The sequence below is a fragment of the Haloferax marinisediminis genome (assembly GCF_009674585.1).
GTDB lineage: Archaea > Halobacteriota > Halobacteria > Halobacteriales > Haloferacaceae > Haloferax > Haloferax marinisediminis.
This window is the reverse complement of record NZ_WKJP01000001.1, coordinates 508,065-531,371: the sequence shown is the minus strand read 5'-3', so window position 1 is coordinate 531,371 and position 23,307 is coordinate 508,065. Positions and strand designations below refer to the sequence as shown.

General features: G+C 63.0%; 28 protein-coding genes. 13 read left to right on the top strand and 15 right to left on the bottom strand.

Annotated features, from left to right (window positions below; genetic code table 11):
* Window positions 1-109 precede the first annotated feature (109 nt).
* The 4 genes from GJR98_RS02795 to eif1A all read right to left on the bottom strand — a co-directional run bounded on the left by GJR98_RS02795 (window position 110) and on the right by eif1A (window position 2,893).
* A complete protein-coding gene (locus GJR98_RS02795; RefSeq protein ID WP_151135253.1) occupies window positions 110-850 on the bottom strand; it encodes an NAD(P)H-hydrate epimerase in 741 nt (246 codons plus the stop codon).
* A 112-nt stretch (window positions 851-962) separates the two neighbouring features.
* On the bottom strand, window positions 963-1,505 hold the full coding sequence (locus GJR98_RS02790) for a KH domain-containing protein (RefSeq protein ID WP_151135251.1): 543 nt from the start codon (window positions 1,503-1,505) through the stop codon (window positions 963-965).
* A gap of 108 nt (window positions 1,506-1,613) precedes the next feature.
* Complete coding sequence (gene rio1 / locus GJR98_RS02785) at window positions 1,614-2,471, bottom strand: serine/threonine-protein kinase Rio1 (protein WP_151135249.1); 858 nt, start codon at window positions 2,469-2,471, stop codon at window positions 1,614-1,616.
* A 131-nt stretch (window positions 2,472-2,602) separates the two neighbouring features.
* A complete protein-coding gene (gene eif1A / locus GJR98_RS02780) occupies window positions 2,603-2,893 on the bottom strand; it encodes a translation initiation factor eIF-1A (protein WP_151135247.1) in 291 nt (96 codons plus the stop codon).
* Between the two features lie 104 nt (window positions 2,894-2,997).
* Here eif1A and GJR98_RS02775 point away from each other — a divergent pair, with 104 nt between their 5' ends.
* Window positions 2,998-3,177 carry a DUF7470 family protein gene (locus GJR98_RS02775; RefSeq protein ID WP_151135245.1) on the top strand — a complete coding sequence of 60 codons (180 nt, stop codon included), beginning with the start codon at window positions 2,998-3,000 and terminating at the stop codon, window positions 3,175-3,177.
* 18 nt (window positions 3,178-3,195) lie between these two features.
* Here the strand turns inward: GJR98_RS02775 and GJR98_RS02770 are convergent, their stop codons facing one another.
* Complete coding sequence (locus tag GJR98_RS02770) at window positions 3,196-4,182, bottom strand: tyrosine--tRNA ligase (RefSeq protein WP_151135243.1); 987 nt, start codon at window positions 4,180-4,182, stop codon at window positions 3,196-3,198.
* 90 nt (window positions 4,183-4,272) lie between these two features.
* Between GJR98_RS02770 and GJR98_RS02765 the strand changes: the two genes are divergently transcribed.
* Window positions 4,273-4,584, top strand: coding sequence for an ATPase (locus GJR98_RS02765; RefSeq protein WP_151135241.1), 312 nt, complete (start codon window positions 4,273-4,275; stop codon window positions 4,582-4,584).
* 8 nt (window positions 4,585-4,592) lie between these two features.
* On the opposite strand, the gene GJR98_RS02760 is transcribed toward GJR98_RS02765, so the two are convergent.
* Complete coding sequence (locus tag GJR98_RS02760; protein ID WP_151135239.1) at window positions 4,593-6,593, bottom strand: DUF460 domain-containing protein; 2,001 nt, start codon at window positions 6,591-6,593, stop codon at window positions 4,593-4,595.
* 140 nt (window positions 6,594-6,733) lie between these two features.
* Here GJR98_RS02760 and GJR98_RS02755 point away from each other — a divergent pair, with 140 nt between their 5' ends.
* Window positions 6,734-7,699, top strand: a complete 966-nt coding sequence (locus GJR98_RS02755) for a prohibitin family protein (protein ID WP_151135237.1) — start codon at window positions 6,734-6,736, stop codon at window positions 7,697-7,699.
* Complete coding sequence (locus GJR98_RS02750; protein WP_151135235.1) at window positions 7,699-8,043, top strand: hypothetical protein; 345 nt, start codon at window positions 7,699-7,701, stop codon at window positions 8,041-8,043. The genes GJR98_RS02755 and GJR98_RS02750 overlap by 1 nt, the downstream gene beginning before the upstream one ends.
* 16 nt (window positions 8,044-8,059) lie before the next feature.
* On the opposite strand, the gene GJR98_RS02745 is transcribed toward GJR98_RS02750, so the two are convergent.
* Window positions 8,060-8,935: a PhzF family phenazine biosynthesis protein gene (locus tag GJR98_RS02745; RefSeq protein WP_151135233.1), complete on the bottom strand. Its 876-nt coding sequence runs from the start codon at window positions 8,933-8,935 to the stop codon at window positions 8,060-8,062.
* A 46-nt stretch (window positions 8,936-8,981) separates the two neighbouring features.
* Window positions 8,982-9,911 (bottom strand): ribonuclease Z, encoded by a 930-nt coding sequence (gene rnz / locus GJR98_RS02740; RefSeq protein ID WP_151135231.1) that lies wholly within the window; start codon window positions 9,909-9,911, stop codon window positions 8,982-8,984.
* A gap of 113 nt (window positions 9,912-10,024) precedes the next feature.
* On the opposite strand from rnz, the gene GJR98_RS02735 reads away from it, so the two are divergent.
* From GJR98_RS02735 to GJR98_RS02725, 3 genes are read left to right on the top strand one after another with little or no spacing between them, the layout of a single operon-like run.
* Window positions 10,025-11,050: an AAA family ATPase gene (locus GJR98_RS02735; RefSeq protein ID WP_151135229.1), complete on the top strand. Its 1,026-nt coding sequence runs from the start codon at window positions 10,025-10,027 to the stop codon at window positions 11,048-11,050.
* Window positions 11,051-11,653 carry a protein sorting system archaetidylserine decarboxylase gene (locus GJR98_RS02730; RefSeq protein WP_151135227.1) on the top strand — a complete coding sequence of 201 codons (603 nt, stop codon included), beginning with the start codon at window positions 11,051-11,053 and terminating at the stop codon, window positions 11,651-11,653.
* 56 nt (window positions 11,654-11,709) lie between these two features.
* The gene (locus tag GJR98_RS02725; RefSeq protein ID WP_151135225.1) at window positions 11,710-12,198 is read left to right on the top strand and encodes a GNAT family N-acetyltransferase; all 489 of its coding nucleotides are present in this window, start codon (window positions 11,710-11,712) and stop codon (window positions 12,196-12,198) included.
* A gap of 271 nt (window positions 12,199-12,469) precedes the next feature.
* Here GJR98_RS02725 and GJR98_RS02720 read toward each other — a convergent pair whose 3' ends face one another.
* Window positions 12,470-13,426, bottom strand: a complete 957-nt coding sequence (locus GJR98_RS02720; protein ID WP_151139370.1) for a TIGR01177 family methyltransferase — start codon at window positions 13,424-13,426, stop codon at window positions 12,470-12,472.
* A 155-nt stretch (window positions 13,427-13,581) separates the two neighbouring features.
* On the opposite strand from GJR98_RS02720, the gene GJR98_RS02715 reads away from it, so the two are divergent.
* The 4 genes from GJR98_RS02715 to GJR98_RS02700 are packed head-to-tail and all read left to right on the top strand — an operon-like array spanning window position 13,582 to window position 15,946.
* Window positions 13,582-13,893 (top strand): DUF5658 family protein, encoded by a 312-nt coding sequence (locus GJR98_RS02715; RefSeq protein WP_151135224.1) that lies wholly within the window; start codon window positions 13,582-13,584, stop codon window positions 13,891-13,893.
* 58 nt (window positions 13,894-13,951) lie between these two features.
* Entirely contained in the window at window positions 13,952-14,521 is a 570-nt protein-coding gene (locus GJR98_RS02710) for a TATA-box-binding protein (protein ID WP_151135222.1), read from the top strand.
* 49 nt (window positions 14,522-14,570) lie between these two features.
* Complete coding sequence (locus GJR98_RS02705) at window positions 14,571-14,951, top strand: DUF7473 family protein (protein WP_151135220.1); 381 nt, start codon at window positions 14,571-14,573, stop codon at window positions 14,949-14,951.
* A gap of 29 nt (window positions 14,952-14,980) precedes the next feature.
* Window positions 14,981-15,946 carry a CPBP family intramembrane glutamic endopeptidase gene (locus GJR98_RS02700; protein ID WP_151135218.1) on the top strand — a complete coding sequence of 322 codons (966 nt, stop codon included), beginning with the start codon at window positions 14,981-14,983 and terminating at the stop codon, window positions 15,944-15,946.
* A 6-nt stretch (window positions 15,947-15,952) separates the two neighbouring features.
* Here the strand turns inward: GJR98_RS02700 and hisG are convergent, their stop codons facing one another.
* From hisG to GJR98_RS02685, 3 genes are all read right to left on the bottom strand, one after another.
* Window positions 15,953-16,798 (bottom strand): ATP phosphoribosyltransferase, encoded by an 846-nt coding sequence (hisG, locus tag GJR98_RS02695; RefSeq protein ID WP_151135216.1) that lies wholly within the window; start codon window positions 16,796-16,798, stop codon window positions 15,953-15,955.
* Between the two features lie 73 nt (window positions 16,799-16,871).
* A complete protein-coding gene (locus tag GJR98_RS02690; RefSeq protein ID WP_151135214.1) occupies window positions 16,872-17,384 on the bottom strand; it encodes a winged helix-turn-helix transcriptional regulator in 513 nt (170 codons plus the stop codon).
* Window positions 17,381-17,731: a DUF7471 family protein gene (locus GJR98_RS02685; protein WP_151135212.1), complete on the bottom strand. Its 351-nt coding sequence runs from the start codon at window positions 17,729-17,731 to the stop codon at window positions 17,381-17,383. Before GJR98_RS02685 ends, GJR98_RS02690 begins: the two co-directional genes overlap by 4 nt.
* 167 nt (window positions 17,732-17,898) lie before the next feature.
* Between GJR98_RS02685 and GJR98_RS02680 the strand changes: the two genes are divergently transcribed.
* On the top strand, window positions 17,899-19,191 hold the full coding sequence (locus GJR98_RS02680) for an amidohydrolase (RefSeq protein WP_151135210.1): 1,293 nt from the start codon (window positions 17,899-17,901) through the stop codon (window positions 19,189-19,191).
* A 43-nt stretch (window positions 19,192-19,234) separates the two neighbouring features.
* On the opposite strand, the gene GJR98_RS02675 is transcribed toward GJR98_RS02680, so the two are convergent.
* Window positions 19,235-19,546 (bottom strand): helix-turn-helix domain-containing protein, encoded by a 312-nt coding sequence (locus GJR98_RS02675; RefSeq protein WP_151135208.1) that lies wholly within the window; start codon window positions 19,544-19,546, stop codon window positions 19,235-19,237.
* Window positions 19,547-19,650: 104 nt separating this feature from the next.
* Between GJR98_RS02675 and GJR98_RS02670 the strand changes: the two genes are divergently transcribed.
* On the top strand, window positions 19,651-20,937 hold the full coding sequence (locus tag GJR98_RS02670) for an adenosylhomocysteinase (protein WP_151135206.1): 1,287 nt from the start codon (window positions 19,651-19,653) through the stop codon (window positions 20,935-20,937).
* Window positions 20,938-20,975: 38 nt separating this feature from the next.
* Here GJR98_RS02670 and GJR98_RS02665 read toward each other — a convergent pair whose 3' ends face one another.
* Window positions 20,976-21,695, bottom strand: a complete 720-nt coding sequence (locus GJR98_RS02665) for a hypothetical protein (RefSeq protein WP_151135204.1) — start codon at window positions 21,693-21,695, stop codon at window positions 20,976-20,978.
* Between the two features lie 46 nt (window positions 21,696-21,741).
* Window positions 21,742-23,277, bottom strand: coding sequence for an ATP-binding protein (locus GJR98_RS02660; protein WP_151135202.1), 1,536 nt, complete (start codon window positions 23,275-23,277; stop codon window positions 21,742-21,744).
* Window positions 23,278-23,307: the final 30 nt, after the last annotated feature.

Below are 23,307 nucleotides of genomic sequence, written 5' to 3'. Positions count from 1 at the left end.
TCGCCTGATTGTTTGTGATTCTATAAAAGGGTTGTGTTTATTGGTATGTCAAAACGCAACACAGTGGTGCAGTGGCACCCCGAAGAGGGCTGCTAATCACGAGGGTTTATTACCGAATCCGAAGCCAGACTCGGCGTGCGCCAGCGAAGGGGTCACGATAGTCGATGTCGAGTTCGTCGTAGACGCCGCGGGGAATCCCGATGTCGGCGAGGACGAGGTCGCCAGCAGTCGCCGCAGTGAGTCCCGTCTTCGGAAGTGCGAGTGTGAGCGTCGTGTCGGGCTCGACTGCGACGCCGGGTGTCTCGCCGGTCGTCGCATCCATCCCCGAGGGAACGTCGAGCGAGACGACGTGGGCGGCGTCGAGCGTCGCTTCGGCGAGGGATGCTGCCGTTCCGCGGAGCGCTCCCGAAAGCCCGTAGCCAACGAGTGCATCGACGACGACTGCTGCGTCTCGGATGTGCGCCGCTGCGACTTCAGTCTGTGTCGCGTCCGCTGCTGCGACCACGTTCGCATCCGTGGCGGCGAGGATGCGACGCTGTCGAGCGGCCGCACCGGTCAACTCGTCTGCGTCTCGGTCGAGGACGAGCGTCACGTCCGCGCCGCCGTTCGCCAGATGTCGAGCGGCGCAGATGCCGCCGCCACCGTTCCCACCGTCGCCTGCGAGGACGACGACGTGGCCACCATCTGCGACTTCACGAGCGACCTCGGCGAGATTGCGCCCGGCGTGTTCCATCATCTGGAGGAGTGCGAGTCCAACCTCCTCGACTGCGACACGGTCCACCTCTCGCATCTGGTCGGCCGTGACGGCGGGGACGGACCGTCCATCCACCGTCTCGAACTGCGGCGTCATGACTCACGATACGATGTGTGGCAAAAAGATGATACGGTGGGTCAGGACCGCGTGAACGGTGTCCTCGTCTGTGAGGTCCCGCGGTTGCGGATGCCCCGTCGGTGGTGGCGCCTCAGTTGTTCTGGCGAACGTTGAAGCCGCTGGTCAGGTCGTTGTGCTTGCGTTCGAGGAACGAGTAGACGGCGCCGTGGGGCGCACCATCGAGAATCATCTCGACGGCGCGACGGACGACTTCGACTTCCTCGGGTTGGCCGATGATGCCGAGCGTCGACCCGTAGATGACGACGGTTGCACCGCTCAACTCTTCCATGAGTTCGCGGGTGCGCCCGTTCTCACCGATGAGTCGGCCCTTCTTGCGCCGCATGTCGTTCTTGTTCCGGGTGTGCCGGTCGATTTCGATGAGTTCGAACATCCGCATATCGTCGTCGAGGAGCGACATCGCGTCCTCAGGGGCGAAGCCACGGCCGACGGCGCGGACGACATCGGGGGCGACCATACCCAGAACGGGGTCGCCGACGCTGTCGATTGCGACGCTGCCGTTTTCGGAGTCGACGTCGAGTCGAACTTCTGCGCGACTTTCGATCTCTCGAAGCGTCGAGCCACCTTCGCCGATGAGAACACCGATACGGTCCTGCGGCACCTTGACGTGCTGCATAGGGATGGATACCCAGTGGAGTGGTTTAAGCGTTCGCTCGCGGGAGCGCTACGTGTCTCACTCGCACGCTCCGACGAGGAATCGACTCCTGACGCCTCCCGTCATCGACTATTCCTCCTCTTCGTCGGCCGTGACAAACTCGAACAGCATGTCTTCGTCGGCATCGGCACCCTGCCGCTGGAAAAATTTGGCAACGTTGTGGCAGTCACGCCGGAGGAACTCTTCGGCGTTCGGGTGGTGAATCGTCACCGCTTGGCCGAGGTCGATGACGACGAGTTCGCCGTCGTGGATGATGAGGTTGTACTCGGAGAGGTCGCCGTGGACGAGGCCAGCGCGGTGGAGGCGGCGCATGTACTCGCGGACGACTTCGAACGCAGTCTGTGGGTTCTCGACGTTCACCTCGGAGAGACGGCGCGCCCGGTCCTCGGCCAATCCGACGAGTTCCATCACGAGGACGTTCCGCTGGACGTCGATTGGCTTTGGAACCCGGACGCCGGCGCGTTGGGCGCGTTCGAGGTTGGCGAACTCCTTTCTGACCCACGCGCGGACGACCTGTCCTTTGTCGTGGCCGATGCCCTCGAATCGCGGGTCGCCTTCGAGGTAGTCCCGCATGTGGCGGAAGTCCGAGGCGTTGATGCGATAGATTTTGACGGCGACTTCGGTCTCGTTGGGGCCGAGTGCTTCGTAGACGTTGGCCTCTTTCCCTGTCGAGATGGGGCCACCGAAGGCGGCGATGTGGCCGTCTTGGACGAGTTTGTAGATTGCCGCGAAGGTGGCGTCGTCGAACACCGACTGTTCGACTTTGAACTGGTCGGCGTCTTTCATCCGAATCCTGAACTCGTCGAAGTCGCGGTCACGCCGCTTGGCGATGCGGTCTGCCTCGTCGTCAGAGAGGTCTATCTCTTCCCACTCGTCGCCAAACGCCTCGCCCTCTTGGGGTTCGACCAAGCCGAACTCGTCACTCATTGAACTAGGCCTACGGGAGGCGAGATGAAAAGGCCACAGGCTCTGTCTTCGTGGGATTTGTCGGCTACTGGACCGTCCAGAGCGTCTGTCTCGGTCGATATCGTGGTGTCGCGGTGTCGATGCGAGTCAGTCTACTGGATGTGGCCTTCGCGGCGGAGCTGGTCGGCTTCGGACTTCTCGTAGCGCCACGTCACGTCGCCTTTCTCGTCCTGCCAGTCCCACGGCTCGACGAGGACTACGTCGTCTTCTCGAATCCAGATACGCTTCTGCATTCGGCCAGGGATGCGAGCGGTCCGCTCCACGCCGTCTGCACAGCGGACGCGGACACGATTGGCACCGAGCATGTTGGTCACGACGGCGAACACTTCGTCGTCGTTCGGCATTCGGAGGTCTCGGCGGCGCTCGTTCTCGTCGTCGCTCATGCGCGACGCTTCTACGTCGTCATGTTTAAACCCGCCGACGTTTGTCTGACGGGACTGTCGCGCCGAACGACGCGTTTAGGGGGCTGCCGGCCCGCCGTCGTGGTATGCTCGACAAACTCGGAACGAAAGGCATCGCTGGCGTGGCGTGTCTCCTCGCAGGAATCGCCATCGTCGCTGTCCAAGCACCTCTCGTCGCGGCCGGTATCGCACTCGTCGTCGCGGGACTGGGGCTCGTCGCTGGCGGTCTCGCAGAGAACGTGATGAAAATGTTCGGGATGGCCTGAGACGGCCCTGTTCGCCGATTAGGCGTCTATCTTCTCGCGGCCCGGTGCGATGAGTTCGTCGAGGTAGCCCGAGAGCGCGCCCTTCGCGTCGAGCGGGTGGAGTTCACCGGATTCGAGGTCGGCTTCGAGCGACTCGTAGTCGTCGTATTCGAGGTTGCCACCGTACTTGTCGGGGCGCTCGACGACGACGCGTTCGAAGCGCGGGAAGACGTGGTACTCGAAGATTTGAAGCACAGGATTCTCACGTGCCTCGCCGTCGTCGGTCGGCTCGGGGTCCGCCGTCGGCGGGCAGAAGGCATCGTTGACCTTCGCTTCGATGTCCTCGGTGGTGTCTTCCATCGAGATGGTGACGCCTTTCGAGGAAGACATCTTGCCGATGCCAGTCGCGAGGTCCGCGATGAGCGGTGTGTGCATACAGGTCGGTGCGTCCTCGTTGATGCTCGGGAGCGTGTCACGGGCGAGCATGTGGACCTTCCGCTGTTCCATCCCACCGATGGCGAGGTCGACGTCGAGGTAGACGATGTCCAGCGCCTGCATGATGGGGTAGACTGCCTGCGCGACGGTCACACTCTCACCGCTCTTGATTTCGGCCATCGCACGCTCGGCACGCGAGAGCGTCGTCTCCAGTTCGAGCGCGTGCAGGTCGAGCACGTAGCTCTCGTCGAGTTGGAACTCCGACCCGAGGACGAACTCGGTCTGACTCTCGTCGAGGCCGTAGGCGATGAACTGTTCTTTCATCCGCTCGGCCGTCTCGCGAATCTCCTCGAACGTGCCCTTGCCGTTGAGGTAGGCGTGCACGTCGGCGAGCAGCACGACGACCTCGAAGCCCGCGTCCTGCAGGTCGATGAGCTTGTTTGCCGTGAGCATGTGACCGATGTGGAGGACTCCCGAAGGCTCGTAGCCCACGTACGCTCGCTTTCCATCGGGGTCGTCGGCCAGCGCGCGCACTTCGTCCTCCGTGACCACTTCGGAGGCGTTCCGAGTGATCAGGTCGTATGCGTCCATACGTGGTTTCTGACGGGGATGTGGGATATGACTTCTGGAAACCCGCTCGCGGGCGAAACCGACAACACGTCCCGGTCCTAACTCCGGGTGATGTCCGACTCAGGAACTCGAACGAGAGCGCCAATCTTCATCTTCGCAGCGCTCATGCTCGCCGTCTTCGGCCTGCTGGCAGTCATGTGGGCGTCGGTGAGCGGTGGTGACCTCCTCCCGTACATCCTCGGCTTCGCCGTCTACTTCCTCGTCTTCCACATCTATCTTCCTTATCGGGTCCACAAGGACGCGACGTTCAAAGGCCGAAACGCGACGTTCTGGGCCGCGTTCGCGTTCTTCGTGCCACTCCTCGGTGCGGCGTTGTACTTCGTCGTCGGGGGACTCGCCGGCGGCGACGACGTGACAGGATAAAAACGACGTTACTGTCGCCGGTTCTCGGCGCGGTGCTCGGAGATAATCTGGTCGACCATCGACTCTCTGTTCTTCTTCCGACGCGCTTCGGCGCGTTCTTCCCACGCGTCGATGGCGGCCGCAATTTCGGATTCGCGGGCGACGGCGAGTTCGTCTATCTCCTGAATCGTGAGGTCGTCGGCGGGTGCGACCGGCACTTCTGCTTCGAAGAGCACCTCGTCGGCGACGTCCGAGAGGTTTCCTGACCGGAGGACGACGCGTGGCTCGAACGCTGCGAGTCGCTCGGCCGTCGTTCGCCCTGCTCCGCTGGCGTCACGGAGATAGACCACGTCACCGGCGGCAATGCCGTACTCTTCGACGGTGTGGTCCAGCGCCCCGTTGGTGAACTGCTCGACGATTTTCACGGGGGCGAGGTTGCCGTCGGTGTTCACGTCATCGAAGTTCGAGTGGTCGAGTTTCCACAGCGACTTGAGGCGGTCGAGTTTCTCTGCCAACTCCTCCTTGTCGGCTTCGAGTGACTCGACTTCCCGCTCCAGCCGTCCGTTTTCGCGTTCGAGTCGGTTCACTTCACGTCGCTCGCGGGCCTCACGCCGTTCTTCGCGGCGGGCATCGGAGAGCTCCTTCTTGTACTCCTCGATGGTCTCGTTCTTCTCGTCGAGCGACTCGTTCAGGTCTTCGACGTGAGATTCCAGCCGGGCCACACGCGACTTCAGGGTCCGAATCTGACGCTCTTCGGGAGTGAGTTCGGGTTGCTCGGGTGTCTCGTCGGCGTCGTCGTCACCCGTGTCGGTGTCGTCGTCGTTCATCTCCCGGAGGACGGCTTCGACGGATTCCTCGCTCGTGAGGACGCGAGAGATGACCTCTTCGCGGTCCACGTCGGCGGGAACCTTCCGCGAGATACGTTCGAACTGGTCTTCGTGGTCGTCGAAGGCGAACAGCGCGGCCGCGAGTGCGTCGCGCTCGTGGTCGTTCTCGTAGTTCACCTCGCGCGTCCGATGGAGTTTCTCGTCGACCGGGATGTCGCTCGGCGGGGCCCACCCAGCGGCGTCGAAACTCCGGCGGAACTTTTCGACCGTCTCTGGCATCGGGTTGACGTCGGCGGCGACGAGACTCGGGCGACCGCGTTCGATGAGCCATTCGATGATGGTCGCTGTGTCCGCGGTTCGGGTCGAGTGGACGTCGAGGACGCGTCCGTCGAGTCCGACGACAGCGACGGCGGTGGTCGTTCCGGGGTCGATACCGACGATGACGCGGTCACGCCGCTTGACCAGCGGTTCGAACTCGATGCCGTCGCGTCGTTCGCGCTCGATTTCGATACGGGTGTCACCGGACCGCCGTGAGGAGACGGGGATGTCCTGTGGTCGCCCTTCGACCGTGAACAGCGCCTGTGAGTAGCCACCGTACTTTTCGGTCACCTCGTGTTCGTACGTGAGGTTCGCCTCTTTGAGCGCCGCTTCGACCTCACGGGACTGCTGTTTGACCGACCCGTGGATACGCCGCGTGTAGCGGTCTTGGCTCCAGCCACCCTTACCGGTCGACCGCCCGCGAGAGACCTTGACTGTGGTCGTGTTCTCGAAGGCGACGACTTCGTAGCCGACGTTCGCAAGGGCGAGTCTGGCGGCCGCTTCCGCCTCTTTCATCGGCTCTTTGCCGTAGGGGACGCCGTGGCGTGATGCCACTCGGGAGAGTGGTTCTGGCCGTTCGGCCCCCGTGACTTGCACCAGTCTGGTCTCGTGAGGAAGCCATCGCAGGAAGCGAACCAGGTCGTCTTTGTCCGTCGCGAGTTCGTACATGTTGTCCGTCGCGACGAGTGCGGGTTCGTCGCGCTCGATGAGGCGACGTAACTTGCGGAAGGAGACGACGTCTCGTTCGATTCGGACCTCGTCTGACTCGGTGTCTCGGGTGTCCAACACGACGAGGGCGTACGAGGGGGAATCCCCGCGGACGTCGCCGCTTTGGATATCAACGCCGAAGACGACCGAGTCGAGCGCGCTCGTCCGGTCGTTCACGTCGCCGACTAGGGACGCACTGAATATATACTCCACGCCGAGGTGTCTCAGTTCAGTCCACGAGCGTCGTGACGCACGCTGCCGGTTGTGACGTGGCTTGACACGGAAGTAACAAATCAGATGGGCATAATATCGACACGATGAGCTCAGACATCCCCGACCCGCCGTCGGTGACTCCCCGGTCGCTGACGCGGATTGCCCTCATTGCTGGTATCGCCCTCCTCCTCGTCGCTGCACCCATCGCGGGACTGCTCGCGTGGGAACCCGTCGAAGAGGGGAACGTAAAGGTGGTCAAGAAGTGGGGTGCGACGACGGGCACGGTGTTCGACCCCGGTGCGCACCTCGTCAATCCAGTCTCGCAATCTACCGTCTCCCTCTCGGTTCGTCCGCAGTCGTACACGATGTCTTCGGCTGCCAGCGAAGGTGAACGACAGGGCGACGACGCCATCACCGTCCTCACACAGGACGGCCTCCGAACCGACATCGACGTGACGGTCCGCTACCGCGTCGACGCCGCGCAAGCGGTCAAGTTCTACCAGAACTACCGGACGGTCGAGTCCGCCGAAGAGCGTCTCATCCGGCCGTCGATTCGGTCTGTCCTCCGCACCGAGGCCGGACGCCTCCCGGTCACGGTCATCTACACCGGCGAGGGCCAGACGCAGCTGAAGGCCGCCGCCGAACGAGAACTCGGTGCGGAGTTCGAAGAGGCCGGCCTCATCCTCGAAGCGGTTCAGATTCGCAACGTGGAACTCCCCTCCGAGTACGCGCAGGCCGTCGAACAAAAGGAGATTACCGAACAACGACGCCAACAGAAACAAGACGAACTGGCCGTCGAAGAACTCGAAGCAGAACGGAAGCGAATCGAGGCACAGGGTGAAGCCGACGCCAACCGCATCCTCGCGGAGTCACTCTCTGACGAGGTGCTCGCCCAGAAGTACATCGAGAAGTTAGACGAGACGGACACGGTGTACATCCCGGTCGGTGGGGACGGCTATCCGCAGTTCGTGCGGTCGCTCGACAGTGACGGGTCGTCCTCCTCCACGTCCTCATCCTCGTCTTCGTCGTCCTCGTCGAGCGATTCCAGCAACTCCACCAGTTCGGCCTGATGCGACTCCGCCGCGAACTCGTCGTCGTGGTTGTTCTCTTAGTCATCATCGGCGCACTCGTGCGGACGAGTGCAGGGCGGTTCGTCCTGCCACTCGTCGCTGTCGGTGTCGTCGCCAGTCTCGGCTATCTCTTGTTCAAAACACCGGCGTACTCGCGGACGACGTTTGGGCCGCGTAGGCGGATACTCGAATCGACGTCCTCAGACACGAATGCCACGTGCGTCGAGTGTGGCGCGCCGGCGACGACCATTCGGCGATACGTGCGTGAATGGGTCGTTCTCGGCGTCCCCGTCGTGCTTCTCGACGACGGCCGAAATCCGGTCTGTGACGACCACCTGGACTGAGTCCAGAACTGCCGACTCAGACCAGATTCCCTTCTGCGACGAACTCCACCGCTCCACCGACGCGGACGGACACCTCGTCGCCGTCGTCGCTCGCTTCGAGGAAGAGGTGCGAGGGGCGACCCATCTCGTAGCCCTGTTCGACGGTCGCCTCGACTTCGGAGTCACCGAAGTAGCGGTGGCGGGCGAGATAGCCGGCGAAGTTCCCGTTTGCACTTCCAGTGGCTGGGTCTTCGGGGACGCCGTGACCAGGGGCGAACATTCGCGCTGCGATGTCGTTCGCCTCGTCGCGTGGGTCCGGACAGAACGGAAAGAGATTCTCGACGCCCACGTCGCTCACGAATGCCTGGTACGCTGCCGGGTCGACCGTGCATCGGCCCAGTGCATCGCGGTCCAGTAGCGGAATCATCACCGCAGGGAGGCCAGTCGAGACGACCTGTACCGGCCAGTCAGTGTCGAGGTCGGATACGTCGAGCGAGAGTACGTCTGCGAGCGTCTCGTGGTCGAGTTCGTCGCCGAACTCCGGCGCGTTCTGCGTCATCCAGTACTCCTCGTTGCCGTTCCCCGTGCGCACTTCGACCGGAATCGGTCCGACACCGAGGTTCAACGTCACCTCGTCGCCGGCGTCGAAGTGCTCGCGAAGGACTGCGGCAGTTCCGAGCGTAGGGTGGCCGGCGAACGGAATCTCTCCGCCGGGGGTGAAGATGCGAACGTCGAAGCCGTCGTCCGGATTGCCGCCTTCGATGAACGTCGTCTCGGAGTAGTTCATCTCCTGTGCGAGTGCGGCCATCTGCTCGTCTGTGAGCGTGTCGGCGTCTTCGAAGACGGCGAGTTGGTTCCCGGCGTACGTCGCCGTCGCGAACACGTCTACGATGTGGAAGGCGTTGGTTGGCACGCAAGACGATGTGTGCGGTGGCGAGAAAAGCGTGCGTGTCGGGTGGCTACTCGCTATCCGGGAACGGAATCTCGACTTTCTGCCCGTCTTCGGCGACGAACGCGTCGCCGTGGTAGACTTCTCGCGCCTGTTCGAGAAGCGGGTTCGGATTGGCCGCGTACCGGGCCGAGACGTGAGTCAGTGCGAACCGGCGAACGTTCGCGTCGCGGGCGACGCGCGCTGCTTCACGTGCAGTCGAGTGGGCGGTCGATTTTGCCCGGTCTGCTTCCTCGTCGGTGAACGTCGCGTCGTGGACGAGCAAGTCGGCGTCGCGGGAGATGTCGACTGTCGAGTCGAGTGGTCTCGTGTCGCCGGTGTAGACGACTTTTCGACCGGGTCGGGGGTCGCCGACGACCTGGTCAGACTTGACGACGGTCCCATCTTCGAGTTCGACGTCTTCGCCGTTGTGGAGGCGACCGAAGGCCGGGCCAACTGGGACGCCAAGTTCTTCGGCCTTTTCGCGGTCGAACCGGCCGGGCCGGTCGTCTTCGACGAGGGCGTAGCCAATCGAGGAGGTTCGGTGTTCGGTCTCGAAGGTTCGGACTTCGTAGTCGTCGGCGCTGTAGGCGACGTTCCCGGGAGAGACTTCGTGGAACGAGACGTGGAATCCGGGCTGGTAGCCACCGGCGTGGACGAGACGCCGGAGATGGCGCTTGCTTCCCGGTGGGCCGTGGATGGCCAGTGGCCCCTCTCGCTCGTTGAAATCGAGCGTCTGAATCAGCCCCGGAATGCCGAGGATGTGGTCGCCGTGGAGGTGCGTGACGAACAGGTGGCTGATGCCGAACCCGGTTCCGAACCGCATCATCTGTCGCTGAGTTCCCTCCCCGCAATCGAACAGCAGGCGCTCGCCGTCGCGGTTTACGAGAAACGCGCTCGGCGCTCGCGCCGTGGTGGGGACGGCCCCGCCGGTCCCGAGGAAGGTCGCACGCATGGACATGGCTGATACTGATAGCGGCGGGGCTAAACGTGCGTCGAATCGTTCTGGGCTCAGACCCCACCGAGTGCGACGGACCGACCGATTCTTACCCGACCGACTGTTACCGAAATCCAATGGACGCGCCGCTGTGGACCGAGACGCATGCGCCGACGCTCGACGACCTCCCACAACAGGAGGTCCGCGAGCGCCTTCGTCGCGCCGTGGACGAACCGATGAACCTCGTGGTTCAGGGGCCGCCGGGCGTCGGCAAGACTGCTGCAGTCCGTGCACTCGCAGAGGAAGCACACGCCGACCCGGAGAACGACCTCATCGAACTCAACGTCGCGGACTTCTTCAACCGGACGAAGAAGCAGATTCGACAGGACCCGCGCTTCGAGCAGTTCCTCGACGGCCGGAGTCGCATGGCGAAACGCGATATGATAAATCGCGTGCTCAAGGAGTCGGCCAGTTACGCCCCGATGTCGGGTGAGTACAAGACCATCGTCCTCGACAACGCCGAGGCCATCCGCGAGGACTTCCAGCAGGCGCTCCGCCGGGTGATGGAACAACACCACCGAACGACGCAGTTCGTCATCACCACGCGCCAGCCGTCGAAACTCATCCCACCGATTCGCTCGCGGTGTTTCCCCATCCCGATGCCCGCACCGGACGACGACGCGCTCGAAGCCCTCGTCGCGGACATCCTCGATGCCGAGGGTATCGACTACGACGCTGGCGGCCTCCAGTTCCTCGTCGACGCCTCCGGTGGGAACATTCGCAAGGCCATCCTCTCGGCCCAGCGAACGGCCAACGAGGCGGACGAAGTCACCATGTCGACGGTCCACGCCGCGCTCGGCGACGTCGGCTTCGACGACGACTTGAAGACGCTCCTCATCAACGCTCGCGACGGCGATATTAAGGACGCCCGCAAGACGATTACGACGCTCCTCGACGACGAGGGCTACGAGGGGCAGGAACTCCTCCGTGACGTCCTCCGTGTCGCGGACGCCACTCCCGAACGCTTCGCGGACGGCGAACTCGCGCGCCTCCACGAAATCGCCGGCCAGGTGGATCTGGACCTCTCGACAGGTATCGACGACCGTCTGCACATCACGCACCTCCTGACGAGTTGGGGCGCCGACGTCCGTGGTGAGGCATAGATGCAGTTCGCCCCCGGCTATCGACGGTTTGCCGTTCCTGCATTCCTCGGCGCGGCAGTCGCAACGTTCGTGTTCCCACCGGTAGGTGCCGTCCTCCTCGGCGTCGGCGTGTTCGTTCTGTGGTTCTTCCGTGACCCGGACCGGTCGCCACCCGCCGAATCGGGTATCATCTCACCCGCCGACGGCCACGTTTCGGTGATTCGCGTCGAAGACGGCCGGATTCGTGTTGGGGTGTTCATGAACGTCACCGACGTTCACGTCAACCGCGCCCCCGTTTCCGGAACCGTTCAGGACGTGACGCACCGTCCCGGTGCGCACAAACCGGCGTTCTCGAAAGACTCGGACAAGAACGAGCGCGTCGATATCACCGTCGAATCCGACGACGGCGAGTACGAGGTGTCCCAGATTGCGGGTGCGTTCGCCCGGCGAATACACCCGTACGTTTCCGCTGGAGACGACCTCGAACGCGGCGACAAGATTGGCCACATCGACTTTGGCTCTCGGGCGGACGTGCTGTTGCCCGAGGGGTTCAGTTCGGACGACATCGTCGTGGAGAAAGGCGAGTCGGTTCGAGCGGGCGAAACGGTGTTGGCGAAGCGGTAATCTCGCAGTCCGTGCTGAAGGGAAGGAATATCGGTGTACCCGTGGTACTTATTCTCATGCCAATACGAGCGGCCACCGAGGACGACATCGAGGCGATTCGACGGGTGGCGAAACGGTCGTGGGAGACTGACTACCCGGAGATACTGACACGCGAGACTATCGACGCGGGTGTCGAAGACTGGTACGCACACGAGCAAATCGCGGATGCGCTGCTCCCGGCGCGGTCACTCGTGCTCGTCGCCGAACGCGACGAATCGGTTGTCGGATTCGCTCACGCGACGTGGAGCAACGACGAACACGAGGGGTACATCCTCCGTCTGTACGTCCACCCCGACCACCGACGGCAGGGCGTCGGGTCCGAGTTGCTCGAACGAATACGTGGCGACCTCTCTACCGAAGGCGTCGACCGAATCAACGCGATGGTTCTCGCCGAGAACGAGCCGGGAAACACCTTCTACGAACAGTTCGGATTCGAGTTCGTCGACGAGGCGAAGACGACCATCGGTGGCGACTCGTATCGGGAAAATCGGTACGCGTTGGAATAAGCCGGGTAGGTTGTTCACGTTCTCTCGCCGGCGTTTGGCGCACGTGTCAAACTGTAGTTCCGCAGGTGTCTTATAGCGCCAGCAGAGAGTCTCATGTAGACGGCACGGTCAGACGGCTCCTTTCGACCCTCGTGGTTTCCACGGTGGGTTTGGCTGGCTGACCTACCCCGTCGTTCTAACACTCTGAGCGGTTGCGCTCGTCACACTGCGGTACTGGAGTAGAACTACGCTGAGTGCCACGTGTGGAGGTTCGAAAGCTGTCTTGCCGACGTTATCGGCGCAGAATATGCACGTGCCTGACGAGCGACCGGTGAACTCGCCGCTCGAACACCTGTTCGACCTCCCAGCCCGCAGCTTCTGCTTCGTCGACCCACGACCGGTCGGCGACCATCACACACTGCGGCGCGACCCGGTACACCTCTTCTAACGCACCGCCGACTAAGTCCGCAAGCGTGTGTCGGGCAATCTTCGACTGTCTTCCGTAGGGCGCGTCGAACACCACGCCGTCGATGGTGTCGTCACAGAGCGGGAGTGACGTCGCATCTCCACGAATCACGTGCCCGTCGCCGACGTAGTGGTCTACGTTCACCTGCGCACCACGGGCCATCTTCGCCTGTGCGTCGACGCCGACGACGTCGGCACCGACGAGTCCCGCTTCGAGGAGGACGCCGCCGGTGCCGCACATCGGGTCCAAAATTCGAGCACCCGGTTCCGCGCCAGCGATGTTGACGAAGGCACGGGCGTCCACGGGGGCCATGCTCCCCGGTTGGAAGAACGGGCGGTCGGTTGGTTTACGGTCCGCGAAGTCACGGACGCTCTCGGCGACGGCCCAGCCAACGAGACACGTTCCTTCCGAGAAGTAGACGCGGAGTTCGTGGTCTGGGTCGTCCAAGTCCACGTCGAAGCCGCGCTCGACGAGGACCGACCCGACGGTCCGCTCGGCGTCGGTCGTACTGACGTCTGTCAGGCCACGGATGTCGCGGGCGCGGACGGCGACGGTTCCTTCGCGGTCGATGCTGGCGGCTTCGACGAGTGCGCTAGCGGCCTCGACGTCGGGGTCGCAGTTCCCGACGAGTTCGACGACGCGGCGGGTGTACGCGAGCTGCGTGGCTCGCTCGATGTCGACGCCGCGGGCGGTGGCGAGGCCCGGTGCGACGACCTCGATTGCCGTCGCGGCCGCTTCGGCCTCACGCGCGGCGAACGGGTCTTCCTCGCCGGCGAGTTCCAATCCGTACACGCTCGGACCTGACGGGGCGGAAAAATGAGGGTATCGGTCGCCGACGAGTCTGCCGTCCGAGTCGGCAGTCGGGCACCCACCAGAGAGACGGTATCTGTTCGACCACAGACGGCGAGATTTATCATGGATGGTCCGAATCCACCCGCATGACTTCGCTCGACGCCATCCTCTGGGGTGCGGCGGCACTCGCCTACGGCCTCGGCGACTACGTCACGACCATCGTCGGGGTCAGGATGGCAGGCGTACAGGAGGGCAACCCAATCGTTCGATTTCTCTCTGGTGGTGACCCCGGACCGGGGTCGTTCGCCGTCTTGAAAGTCGTCTCAGTCGTGCTCTTCGTCGCCGCGTACTGGACACTCAGACCGACGACTGCCCGACTCGCAGTTCCCACTGCATTGACATTACTCGGGACCATCGTCACGGCCCGGAACGTCCAGATTATCCGACGGCGAATCTAAATTGTCAAACTCTTGCACCAATCTTTTTAAACGTTAAATACGAGACTTAAAATGTTGCATGACCGACCCCAAGGACACCATCAACATCGAAAACGTCGTCGCCTCCACGGGAATCGGCCAAGAACTCGACCTCCAGAGTGTGGCTATGGACCTCGAAGGCGCCGACTACGACCCGGAACAGTTCCCGGGTCTCGTCTATCGGACGCAGAATCCGAAATCTGCGGCGCTCATCTTTCGCTCGGGTAAGATCGTCTGCACCGGTGCGAAGTCGACGGCCGACGTACACGAGAGTCTCGGTATCGTCTTCGACAAACTTCGAGAACTCCAGATTCCTGTCGACGAAGACCCTGAAATCACCGTTCAGAACATCGTCACCAGCGCAGACTTAGGCGAGAATCTGAACCTCAACGCCATCGCGATCGGCCTCGGTCTGGAGAACATCGAGTACGAACCCGAGCAGTTCCCGGGTCTCGTCTACCGTCTCGACGAACCGAGCGTGGTGGCGCTTCTCTTCGGGTCGGGCAAACTCGTCATCACCGGCGGCAAGAAACCAGCAGATGCAGAGGCAGCAGTCGACGTTATCATGGAGCGACTCTCAGAACTCGGACTGCTCGGCAGCTCGTTCTAACGCGACACGAATCGACCGAACCTAAGTTCGTCGCGTCCGACGGGCCGATATGGACGCGCTCATCTTGCAGACGGCCGCTTCCGGTGCGCCGGTCACCGCTGTCGCCGGAACGTTCGCGCTGTTCGCGCTGTTTCTCTCTCTCACTGCGCACATCGCCGTGCGAAACGTCTTCGGTGACGTCGAACGCAAGAAGGCGTTCGCCGTCGGCCCAGTCCCCGCGGCGATTGCCGTCGTCTTCACGTCGTTCGGGTGGAATTCGTTCGTCGCCCTCGCACTCGCGATCGGGTCCGACTTCGTGCTGGTCAAGTACCTCTACGGCCGGTCGACTCGACTCACTGCGTACGCGGTGTTCATCCACTTCGTCGTAACCATCATCCTCGGGGTCATCCTGTTCGGCCTCCTCGTCCTCCTGACGAGCGCACCCATCTGAGGTGACGCTCGTCCCAGCGTACTTTCTTAATGGATGACGGAGAACCGACACGCGTGTCTCCACGCAGACTCGTCTGGAACGACGCCGAACGACGCTTGCGCGCCCCGTTTCGACTGGTGGCGACGCTCGTCGTCGTCGTGTTCATCTCGCTCGTCATCGGTGTGGGAATCACCATCTCGTTCAGTGACGTCGTCGAGACGAGCGTCCTCGCCCGAGTCTTCGTCTCCGTCGTCCTGACTGGTGCGACCGGAATCGGTGGATACGTCGCCGCCCGGTACGTCGACCGGCGGACGATTTCCGACCTCGGGTTCGGCATCGACCGTGACTGGCTCACTGACCTCGTGTTCGGACTCGTTCTCGGTGGTGCGTTGATGACCGGTATCTTCCTCGTCGGACTCGCGACCGAGTGGCTCGTCGTCGACGAGGTTGGGTTCGGAATCGACCGCCTCGCTGGCGCTGCGGCGCTGTTCGTGTTCTTCATCTCCGTCGGACTCGCAGAGGAACTCCTGTTGCGAGGTGTCGTGCTCACGGACATCGCCGAGGGAATGCGCTGGCGATTCGACGTCCGGACGGCGATTCTCGTCGCCCTCGTCGCCTCGTCTGCACTCTTCGGCCTCGCCCACCTCCAGAACCCGAATTCGAGTGTCGCCAGTACGCTCAGCATCACGTTCGCGGGCGTCATGCTCGGCTTTGGATACGTTCTGACGGGCAACCTCGCCATTCCAGTCGGTATCCACATCTCGTGGAACTTCGTGCAGGGTGGCGTCTACGGGTTCGCCGTGAGTGGCCTCGACTTCGGAACGTCACTCGTCGAGACGACAGAACAGGGACCGGATATCGTCACCGGTGGCGCATTCGGCCCGGAAGCAGGCCTCTTCGGTGTGGGTGCGATGGTCGCGGGGATGGCGGTCATCGCGTGGTACGTGCAGTTCAGATACGGGACACTCCGATTGGACCCCAGCGTGACGATTCCGGAGTTACGGTGGCGGAAGTGAACTCCGCTATTCGACCAACCGTTCGATTTCGGTGACGAGGATACCGCTGGCACCGACGTTCTTGAGGTCGCTGACGACTTCGAACACGTCGCGTTCGTTCACGACGGCGTGGACGGCCACGGTGTCGTTGCCGGCGACGTCCATCACGGTTGGGCCGCCGAGGCCCGGAATGACCTCTCGAACCTCGTCGAGTTTCTCGCGCGGTGCGTTCATCATCAAGTAGCGCTTGCCCTCCGCAGAGCGGACGGATTCGAGCGCCATGACGAGTTGCTGGACCTTCGGGTCGTCGACCACGTCGGGACGGGCGAACAGTCGAACCGACGACGAGAGGACCTCGTCGATGACGGCGAGTCGGTTGACTCTGAGCGTCGTCCCCGTCGAGGTGATGTCGATGATGGCGTCGGCCATCTCGACGTGGGGAGTGAGTTCCGTCGCACCGGTCACTTCGACGACTTCGGCGTCGATACCTTTCTCGTCGAAGTACGTCCGGGCGATGTGTGGGAACTCGGTGGCGACGACTTTGCCGGCGACGTCTTCGACCGAGTCGATGTCGCCGTCTTCTGGCGCGGCGAGGACGAGACGACACTTGCCGTATTCGAGGTCGAGGAGGTCTTCGAGTTCGTGGCCGGACTCGCGGACCTGGTCTAGTCCCGTGATGCCGACTTCGGCGGCCCCGTCGCGGACGTACTCGGGGATGTCGGCGGCGCGCGCGAAGAGAACGGTCACGTCGGGGTCGACGGTTCCAGCGTAGAGTTTTCGGTCGGCACCGTTGTCGAGGTGAAGTCCCGCACGTTCCAAGAGGTCGATGGTCGGTTCGTGCAGACGGCCCTTGTTGGGCACGGCGATTCGCATACCGACACCTCACACTCAGGGGCTAATTGGCTTTCGCCCGACGCACGGAGATGGGAAACGGGTGGTCGGCGGGTTAGCCGTCGATGAGTGCGTCGAGCAGGCGGTCGAATCGGTCGACGAACCGTGCCGGAAGCGACGGCGACACGTCGTCTAAGAGTTTGGTAGTCCGGTTCGGGTGGGTGAGGACGAGCGTCACGCGATTGTGTAGGTCACGTTCTTTTCGGACCACGTCGCGCTCGGTGAGGTGGTTGAGGTGCCACTCTAGCGTGCTTCGGGCGACGCCGATTTCCTCGGCGACGTCGTCGGGACGCGCCTCACTGTGTTCGATGAGATGCCCGAGGATGTCACGCGACGTCTCCCGTCGGACGAGCGCGAGAGCGCCGCGCTCCCACTCGTCGAACTCGGGCGGATAGTAGTGGGTTCGCCCGTAGTATTCGGTTCGATGAACCGTCTCGTCGGAGAGGAGTCGGCGGACGTGGTGTTGTACTTGGCCGGGGGCGAGGTCGAGCGCGCGCACGAGCTCGTTGAAGTGGACTCCCGGGTTGTGCTTGATGTGGTCTGCGACGCGGATTCGTGTCTCGCTCATGGTTCGTTTACCCCTGCTTCGCGCTCGATTTTCCGGGCGTAGTAGATGGCCGCGAGGACGAGTGACGCCATCGCGAAGTCCAACCCGTGTTCGACGATGTGGTGGTCGAACGACGAGAGGACGCCGCCGAGCGACAGGCCGGCGATGCACGCTCGTGACGCGAACACGAGGAGTGCCAGCGCGATGAGCAGGTGCGACCGCGTCTGTCTGCGGTAGAACACCGCGACGCCGAGGCCCGCGAGCATCACCGATGCAATCCCTGCGAGGACGACGACGACAGTGATGAACGGACTCTCTGCAGTCTGGACGTGCCCCGGAACGAGCGCGAACCGTAACAGGGGCTCCATGCACCTGCATAATTGGGGGTTATACGTAAGGGGCTTCCTGCTTCTCGATTTTCGGGAACCGGGTTTCTGGGCGCTGAGTGGGCCGACGAGGCGGGATTTGAAAACTCTTCGTTCGACCGTCGCGCCGAGACGGTGGATTCACGACGTACCCGAACCGAACGCCCGACATGGATACGCTCCGAATCACGGACGGACAGGTTCTCCGTCCCGACGGGACAGTCGAAGACGCCGACGTTCTCGTAGACCGCGACGAGGGAACCATCCTCGACATCGGGTCCGACCTCGACGCTGAGGCGGACGAGACACTCGACGCCGAGGGCTGTCTGGTCATGCCGGGTCTGGTCAACGCTCACTGTCACGTCTCGATGACGCTGCTCCGAGGCTACGCCGACGACAAGCCACTGGATGCGTGGCTGCAAGAAGACATCTGGCCGACAGAGGCCGCGCTCACGCCCGACGACGTGCGCATCGGCGCAGAACTCGGGCTGGTCGAGATGATTAAATCCGGAACCACTGCGTTCGCGGACATGTACTTCCACGTCCCCGAAGTCGTCGCTGCCGTCGAGAAAGCAGGGCTCCGAGCCCGCGTCGGTCACGGCGCCGTCACCATCGGGAAAGACGACGAAGACGCGTGGGACGACATCGAAGAGAGCCTCGACGTGGCCCGTGAGTTCGATGGTGCCGCAGACGGCCGAATCCGGACGGCAGTGATGCCGCACTCGTTGACGACGGTCGGTGAAGAGTACCTGCGTGGGGCAACCGAAGAAGCACACGACGAGGGCATTCCGGTCCACTACCACGCCAACGAGACGACGAACGAAGTCGACCCCATCGTCGACGAACGCGACGAGCGCCCACTCGCGTACGCACAGGACCTCGGCATGCTGACGGCCGACGACTTCCTCGCTCACGGCGTCCACGTCGACGACGAAGAGATATCCCTGCTCGCCGACGCGGGCACGGGCGTCGTCCACTGCCCGGCGTCGAACATGAAACTCGCCTCGGGTATGGCACCAGTGCAAGCGATGCTCGACGCGGGAGTCACGGTCGGCATCGGAACCGACGGCGCCGCCTCGAACAACGACCTCGACATGTTCGACGAGATGCGTGACGCCGCGATGATTGGAAAACTCGCTGCAGACGACGCCAGTGCGGTCGCTGCGCCGGACGTGATTCGCATGGCAACAGCCGGTTCTGCGGAAGCTATCGGCCTTCCGGGTGGGAAACTCGAAGTCGGTGGTGTCGCCGACATCGCTGTCGTCGACTTCGACGCACCGCACCTCACGCCCGCGACCAACCTCGTGAGTCATCTCGTCTACGCCACCCGCGGGTCAGACGTTCGACACACCATCTGTGACGGGCAGGTCTTGATGCGTGACCGTGAGGTCTTGACGCTCGACGAGTCGGCCGTCATGGACCGCGCTCGTGAGGCCACCGAAGCACTCCACGAACGCGCCTGAGCGTTCAGAATCGACAGAATCGGACCCCACTCCGAAGTCGGGGCTACCTTGCGAGTTCGATGCGAAGGCCGTCGTCGGTGACGCAGACCTCCATCCGCTCGAACGTTCGACAGTACTGCGCCACGTGTCGGCCGTCGCTGTGGTCGACCATTATCGACTTCTCGAGGAGCGATGCCTCGTGGAGGCGTTTGACCTCTCTGTACGCCGTCGAGAGGGGAACGTCGGCGCGGCAACTCAGCTCTTTGACTGTCAGTGGCTCGTCAGCCACGCGCAGCAGGTCGGGAACCGCTGGTGCACTCATCAGAGCGAACAGCTCTTGCTCGGCCATCGTCGTGCCGTCATCTATAACGAGCATCAGGCCTCTCCATGCCAATCGCTCCGTTGACACTTGTAGATTCGGGGTCAGTTGGTGCATCTCCCTTCGGTAGGGTTTTCGGACACCTCTCCGAACCACCGGCCATGAGCGAACACTACGCTCCTGTCTCCGAGCACCTCGACGACGTCGAGGCCGCCCGGAAAGAGGGACGTCGCAAGATGGACTGGGCACTCCAGCACATGCCCATCCTGCAGGAACTGCGCGACCAGTTCGAGGCCGACAAACCGTTCGACGGGCAGGTCATCGGGATGGCTATGCACGTCGAGGCGAAGACGGCGAACCTCGTCGAACTGCTCGCCCTCGGTGGCGCGGAAGTCGCCATCACCGGGTGCAACCCGCTTTCGACGCACAACGACGTTTCGGCGGCACTCGACGCGAACGACGACATCACGTCGTACGCCGTTCGCGGCGTCGGTGACGACGACTACTACGCTGCCATCGACGCAGTCATCGCCCACGAACCGACCATTACAGTCGACGACGGGATGGACATGGTGTTCACCATCCACGAGGAGTACCCCGAACTCATCGACACCATCCTCGGCGGCGCAGAAGAGACGACGACTGGTGTCCACCGCCTTCGAGCGATGGACGCCGACGGCGAACTGAAGTACCCCGTCTTCGCCGTTAACGACACGCCGATGAAGACGCTCTTCGACAACGTCCACGGCACCGGTGAGTCGTCGCTGGCGACCATCGCCATGACGACCAACCTCTCGTACGCCGGCAAGAACGTCGTCGTCGGTGGCTACGGCTACTGTGGCAAGGGTGTCGCGAAGAAGGCCGCCGGCCAGAACGCAGACGTCATCGTCACGGAAGTCGACCCACGCCGCGCCCTCGAAGCCCACATGGAAGGCTACGACGTGATGCCGATGGAAGAGGCCGCGAAGGTCGGTGACGTGTTCATCACGACCACCGGCAACCGCGACGTCATCACCCGCGAGGACTTCGAGAACATGAAAGACGGTGTCCTCCTCGCGAACGCCGGGCACTTCGACATCGAAATCGACCTCGACGCGCTCTCGGACCTCGCCGTCGACGAGTACGAAGCCCGTGACGGTGTCGACGCCTACGAGATGGAAGACGGTCGCCGCCTGAACGTCCTCGCAGAGGGCCGCCTCGTCAACCTCGCGTCGCCCATCGCACTCGGCCACCCCGTCGAAGTCATGGACCAGTCGTTCGGTGTGCAAGCCGTCGTCGTCCGCGAAATCGTCGAGAACGGTGACGCCTACGACGCCGGCGTCCACGACGTGCCGGACGAACTCGACCGCGAAGTCGCCGAAATCAAACTCGAAGCAGAAGGCATCGAGTTCGACTCGCTGACCGACGAACAGCGCGAATACATGGGCAGCTGGGCACACGGAACGTAAGCCGGCTCGCTCGAACCATTTTTCCTGTTTTCACCCCGCTAGCGACCGCGTTCTGTCCACTCACCTGCGCGCCAGATGAGCGCGACGCCGCCAATCCACGCCGCGAGTCGCATCGCGTCGATGACGATTGGTGACGGTGCTTTCCATCCCCAGCCGGTCGGGTAACGGTCGCTCTCGACTGCGCGAACGACGTAGTAGTTCCCGTTCTGTTCGACGAGTATCGCCCCGTCCCAGTACACTTCGTCCTCGACGACTGTGGTGGTGCCGTTTTCGACGGCCGCGTGGAGGGGTCGGTCGCTGTGATACTCCTCGGCGGCGGCCTGCATCACCGTCCCTTCGTCGACCTGTTCGAGCGAGAGGACCACCGACCCGTTTTCGACCGTTTGAGCGGGCCGATAATAGTCGCCTTCTCCTTCGCTGAGGTGAATGTAGTCGTAGTCCGCGGGGAACGGTTCGTCGTAGTCTCCGGGTTCGCGATGTGACGGAATGTCGTATCGGAGCGTCTGTCCGTCGGCCAGTGCCTCGGCAATCGCGCACTCACGACCGTTTCCCGGACACCAGTGGATGTCCGTTTGGAGGTTCCCGTAGCGGAGGTCCATTTCGAGCTGCCCGTGGCGAGGAATCTCGTCGATTTGCTCCCCCTCGAACGTCACCGCTGTCTCGTAGGAGACGTTGTCAGGATACAGATAGAGCGGATTCGCCAGAAGTGCAATCCCCACGAGGAGGAAGACGAACCCTCGCCAGTTCTGGCGGTTCATACACAGTCCACTCACCCAACCTGACAAATGTTTGGTAGCTCTTAGCTCACCAGTGACGGGCGATACCCGCAGCGAATATCGCACCGAAGACGGCACCCCACACTGCGTGTGCGACGAAGATTGGCATCGAGAGCGACGGGACAGTCGCGGGAATCCCGACGGCTCGAAGCCACAGCGGCATGACGAACCCGCCGGCGAAGAACCAGAGGAACAGGCCGTAGGCGACGCCAAGCGCCGTCGTCGCAACCGGTCGGTTGAGGACGTCCAATGGGTTGCGGCGGGTCACGGCCACTGCGAAGAGGATGCCGAAGACGACACTGTGGAAGATGTGGAGAACCCAGCCGACGCCGCCGTTCATCACGCCGTAGAGCGCGCCGATGATGGCGAGCGAGCCCGTGAGTTCCTGCGAGACGAGACCCATCAGGACGCCGGCGACGATTCCAGCGATGGCGGTCACGCCGAGGATGAACGGTGGGACGCCGTATTCGCTGTTGTCGGCGATGCTCCTGTCTATCGGTCGGGCGAGCGTGACGGCCACGACGGACCCTTCGTCGGTGGCGTCGACGTCGACGATGCCGCCGTATTTGTCGACGATGAGGAGACGAACGAGTGTGAGTCCGAATCCTGTCGTCGGGTCGTCGTACTCGGGAAGGCGACGCTCTTCGAGGACGGCCGCCACGTCGTCGGGGATGCCCGGTCCTTCGTCTCCAATCGCGATTTCGACGCGGTCTGTTGCCGCCGAGACGGCCACCGAGACGTGTGGGCTGTCGCAGCCGGCGTGGACGATTGCGTTGTCCAACAGGTGCCTGAGCGCAGTATCGAGGTGGGCGTCAGCAAGAACCCGTAGCCGCTCCTGTGCATCGATATCGAGCGAAATCGTCGCCTCGGGATGTGCCGCAGAGACGTCGTCGACTGCCGTTCGAAGCGCCGACAGCACGTCGGTCGAGACGGGGCGTTCGCCCGCCGGCCCGACGATAGCCCGCAGTTCGGTAATCGAGTCGTCGATACGGTCGGCGTTTCGCTGGATGACCTGCAGACTCGACGTCCCCACCGCCGTCTGCTCGGTACCGAGGTCAGCGTAGCCGCGGATGACGTTCACCTTGTTCAGGACCTCGTGTCGGAGGATGCGATTGAGGACGGTCAACCGGTCTGCCTGCTTCGACAGTTCACGACGGTTGTGGTTGTTCAACGCGGCGCGAAAGCCAGTGAGCACGCCGCCGATGGACCCCCCGATGAGGACGTTCGCGACGAGGACAGACCGTGTGGCGGTGCCAACCGTGTCGACGTCGCCGATGCCGACGAACGTCAACCCCAACACGAGGACCATCGACGCGGTGCCGAGGACACTCCACGTGGCGATGGTGTTGACGAACGACTCGTCGTACGAACTCACAGATAGCCCGATGCCAAAGACAGTCAACCCGAGGCCCAACGCGAGGAACGTCGCTTGCCCGAGGAGAAATTCGACGAGACTCGCGCTGGCGTCGATCGACTCTAAGACAGTGTATCGCGTCGCGACGAAGCCAATGGCCGCGACCACGAATCCGCCATATTTGACACCGTGCCCCCGCAGTCCCTCCATCTCGAACTCCCTGTTAGTCGATGCCTGCCT

What these genes read in the sequence shown, in the direction of transcription:
- GJR98_RS02765 (WP_151135241.1), top strand. Translation starts at nt 4,273, where the DNA reads ATGTCCGACTCAGGAACTCGAACGAGAGCGCCAATCTTCATCTTCGCA.
- GJR98_RS02730 (WP_151135227.1), top strand. Translation starts at nt 11,051, where the DNA reads ATGCAGTTCGCCCCCGGCTATCGACGGTTTGCCGTTCCTGCATTCCTC.
- GJR98_RS02770 (WP_151135243.1), bottom strand. Translation starts at nt 4,182, where the DNA reads ATGGACGCATACGACCTGATCACTCGGAACGCCTCCGAAGTGGTCACG.
- GJR98_RS02660 (WP_151135202.1), bottom strand. Translation starts at nt 23,277, where the DNA reads ATGGAGGGACTGCGGGGGCACGGTGTCAAATATGGCGGATTCGTGGTC.
- GJR98_RS02680 (WP_151135210.1), top strand. Translation starts at nt 17,899, where the DNA reads ATGGATACGCTCCGAATCACGGACGGACAGGTTCTCCGTCCCGACGGG.
- GJR98_RS02705 (WP_151135220.1), top strand. Translation starts at nt 14,571, where the DNA reads ATGGACGCGCTCATCTTGCAGACGGCCGCTTCCGGTGCGCCGGTCACC.
- GJR98_RS02795 (WP_151135253.1), bottom strand. Translation starts at nt 850, where the DNA reads ATGACGCCGCAGTTCGAGACGGTGGATGGACGGTCCGTCCCCGCCGTC.
- GJR98_RS02710 (WP_151135222.1), top strand. Translation starts at nt 13,952, where the DNA reads ATGACCGACCCCAAGGACACCATCAACATCGAAAACGTCGTCGCCTCC.
- rnz (WP_151135231.1), bottom strand. Translation starts at nt 9,911, where the DNA reads ATGTCCATGCGTGCGACCTTCCTCGGGACCGGCGGGGCCGTCCCCACC.
- GJR98_RS02670 (WP_151135206.1), top strand. Translation starts at nt 19,651, where the DNA reads ATGAGCGAACACTACGCTCCTGTCTCCGAGCACCTCGACGACGTCGAG.
- GJR98_RS02675 (WP_151135208.1), bottom strand. Translation starts at nt 19,546, where the DNA reads ATGCTCGTTATAGATGACGGCACGACGATGGCCGAGCAAGAGCTGTTC.
- GJR98_RS02700 (WP_151135218.1), top strand. Translation starts at nt 14,981, where the DNA reads ATGGATGACGGAGAACCGACACGCGTGTCTCCACGCAGACTCGTCTGG.
- GJR98_RS02750 (WP_151135235.1), top strand. Translation starts at nt 7,699, where the DNA reads ATGCGACTCCGCCGCGAACTCGTCGTCGTGGTTGTTCTCTTAGTCATC.
- GJR98_RS02715 (WP_151135224.1), top strand. Translation starts at nt 13,582, where the DNA reads ATGACTTCGCTCGACGCCATCCTCTGGGGTGCGGCGGCACTCGCCTAC.
- GJR98_RS02790 (WP_151135251.1), bottom strand. Translation starts at nt 1,505, where the DNA reads ATGCAGCACGTCAAGGTGCCGCAGGACCGTATCGGTGTTCTCATCGGC.
- GJR98_RS02735 (WP_151135229.1), top strand. Translation starts at nt 10,025, where the DNA reads ATGGACGCGCCGCTGTGGACCGAGACGCATGCGCCGACGCTCGACGAC.
- GJR98_RS02685 (WP_151135212.1), bottom strand. Translation starts at nt 17,731, where the DNA reads ATGGAGCCCCTGTTACGGTTCGCGCTCGTTCCGGGGCACGTCCAGACT.
- hisG (WP_151135216.1), bottom strand. Translation starts at nt 16,798, where the DNA reads ATGCGAATCGCCGTGCCCAACAAGGGCCGTCTGCACGAACCGACCATC.
- rio1 (WP_151135249.1), bottom strand. Translation starts at nt 2,471, where the DNA reads ATGAGTGACGAGTTCGGCTTGGTCGAACCCCAAGAGGGCGAGGCGTTT.
- eif1A (WP_151135247.1), bottom strand. Translation starts at nt 2,893, where the DNA reads ATGAGCGACGACGAGAACGAGCGCCGCCGAGACCTCCGAATGCCGAAC.
- GJR98_RS02665 (WP_151135204.1), bottom strand. Translation starts at nt 21,695, where the DNA reads ATGAACCGCCAGAACTGGCGAGGGTTCGTCTTCCTCCTCGTGGGGATT.
- GJR98_RS02755 (WP_151135237.1), top strand. Translation starts at nt 6,734, where the DNA reads ATGAGCTCAGACATCCCCGACCCGCCGTCGGTGACTCCCCGGTCGCTG.
- GJR98_RS02775 (WP_151135245.1), top strand. Translation starts at nt 2,998, where the DNA reads ATGCTCGACAAACTCGGAACGAAAGGCATCGCTGGCGTGGCGTGTCTC.
- GJR98_RS02690 (WP_151135214.1), bottom strand. Translation starts at nt 17,384, where the DNA reads ATGAGCGAGACACGAATCCGCGTCGCAGACCACATCAAGCACAACCCG.
- GJR98_RS02725 (WP_151135225.1), top strand. Translation starts at nt 11,710, where the DNA reads ATGCCAATACGAGCGGCCACCGAGGACGACATCGAGGCGATTCGACGG.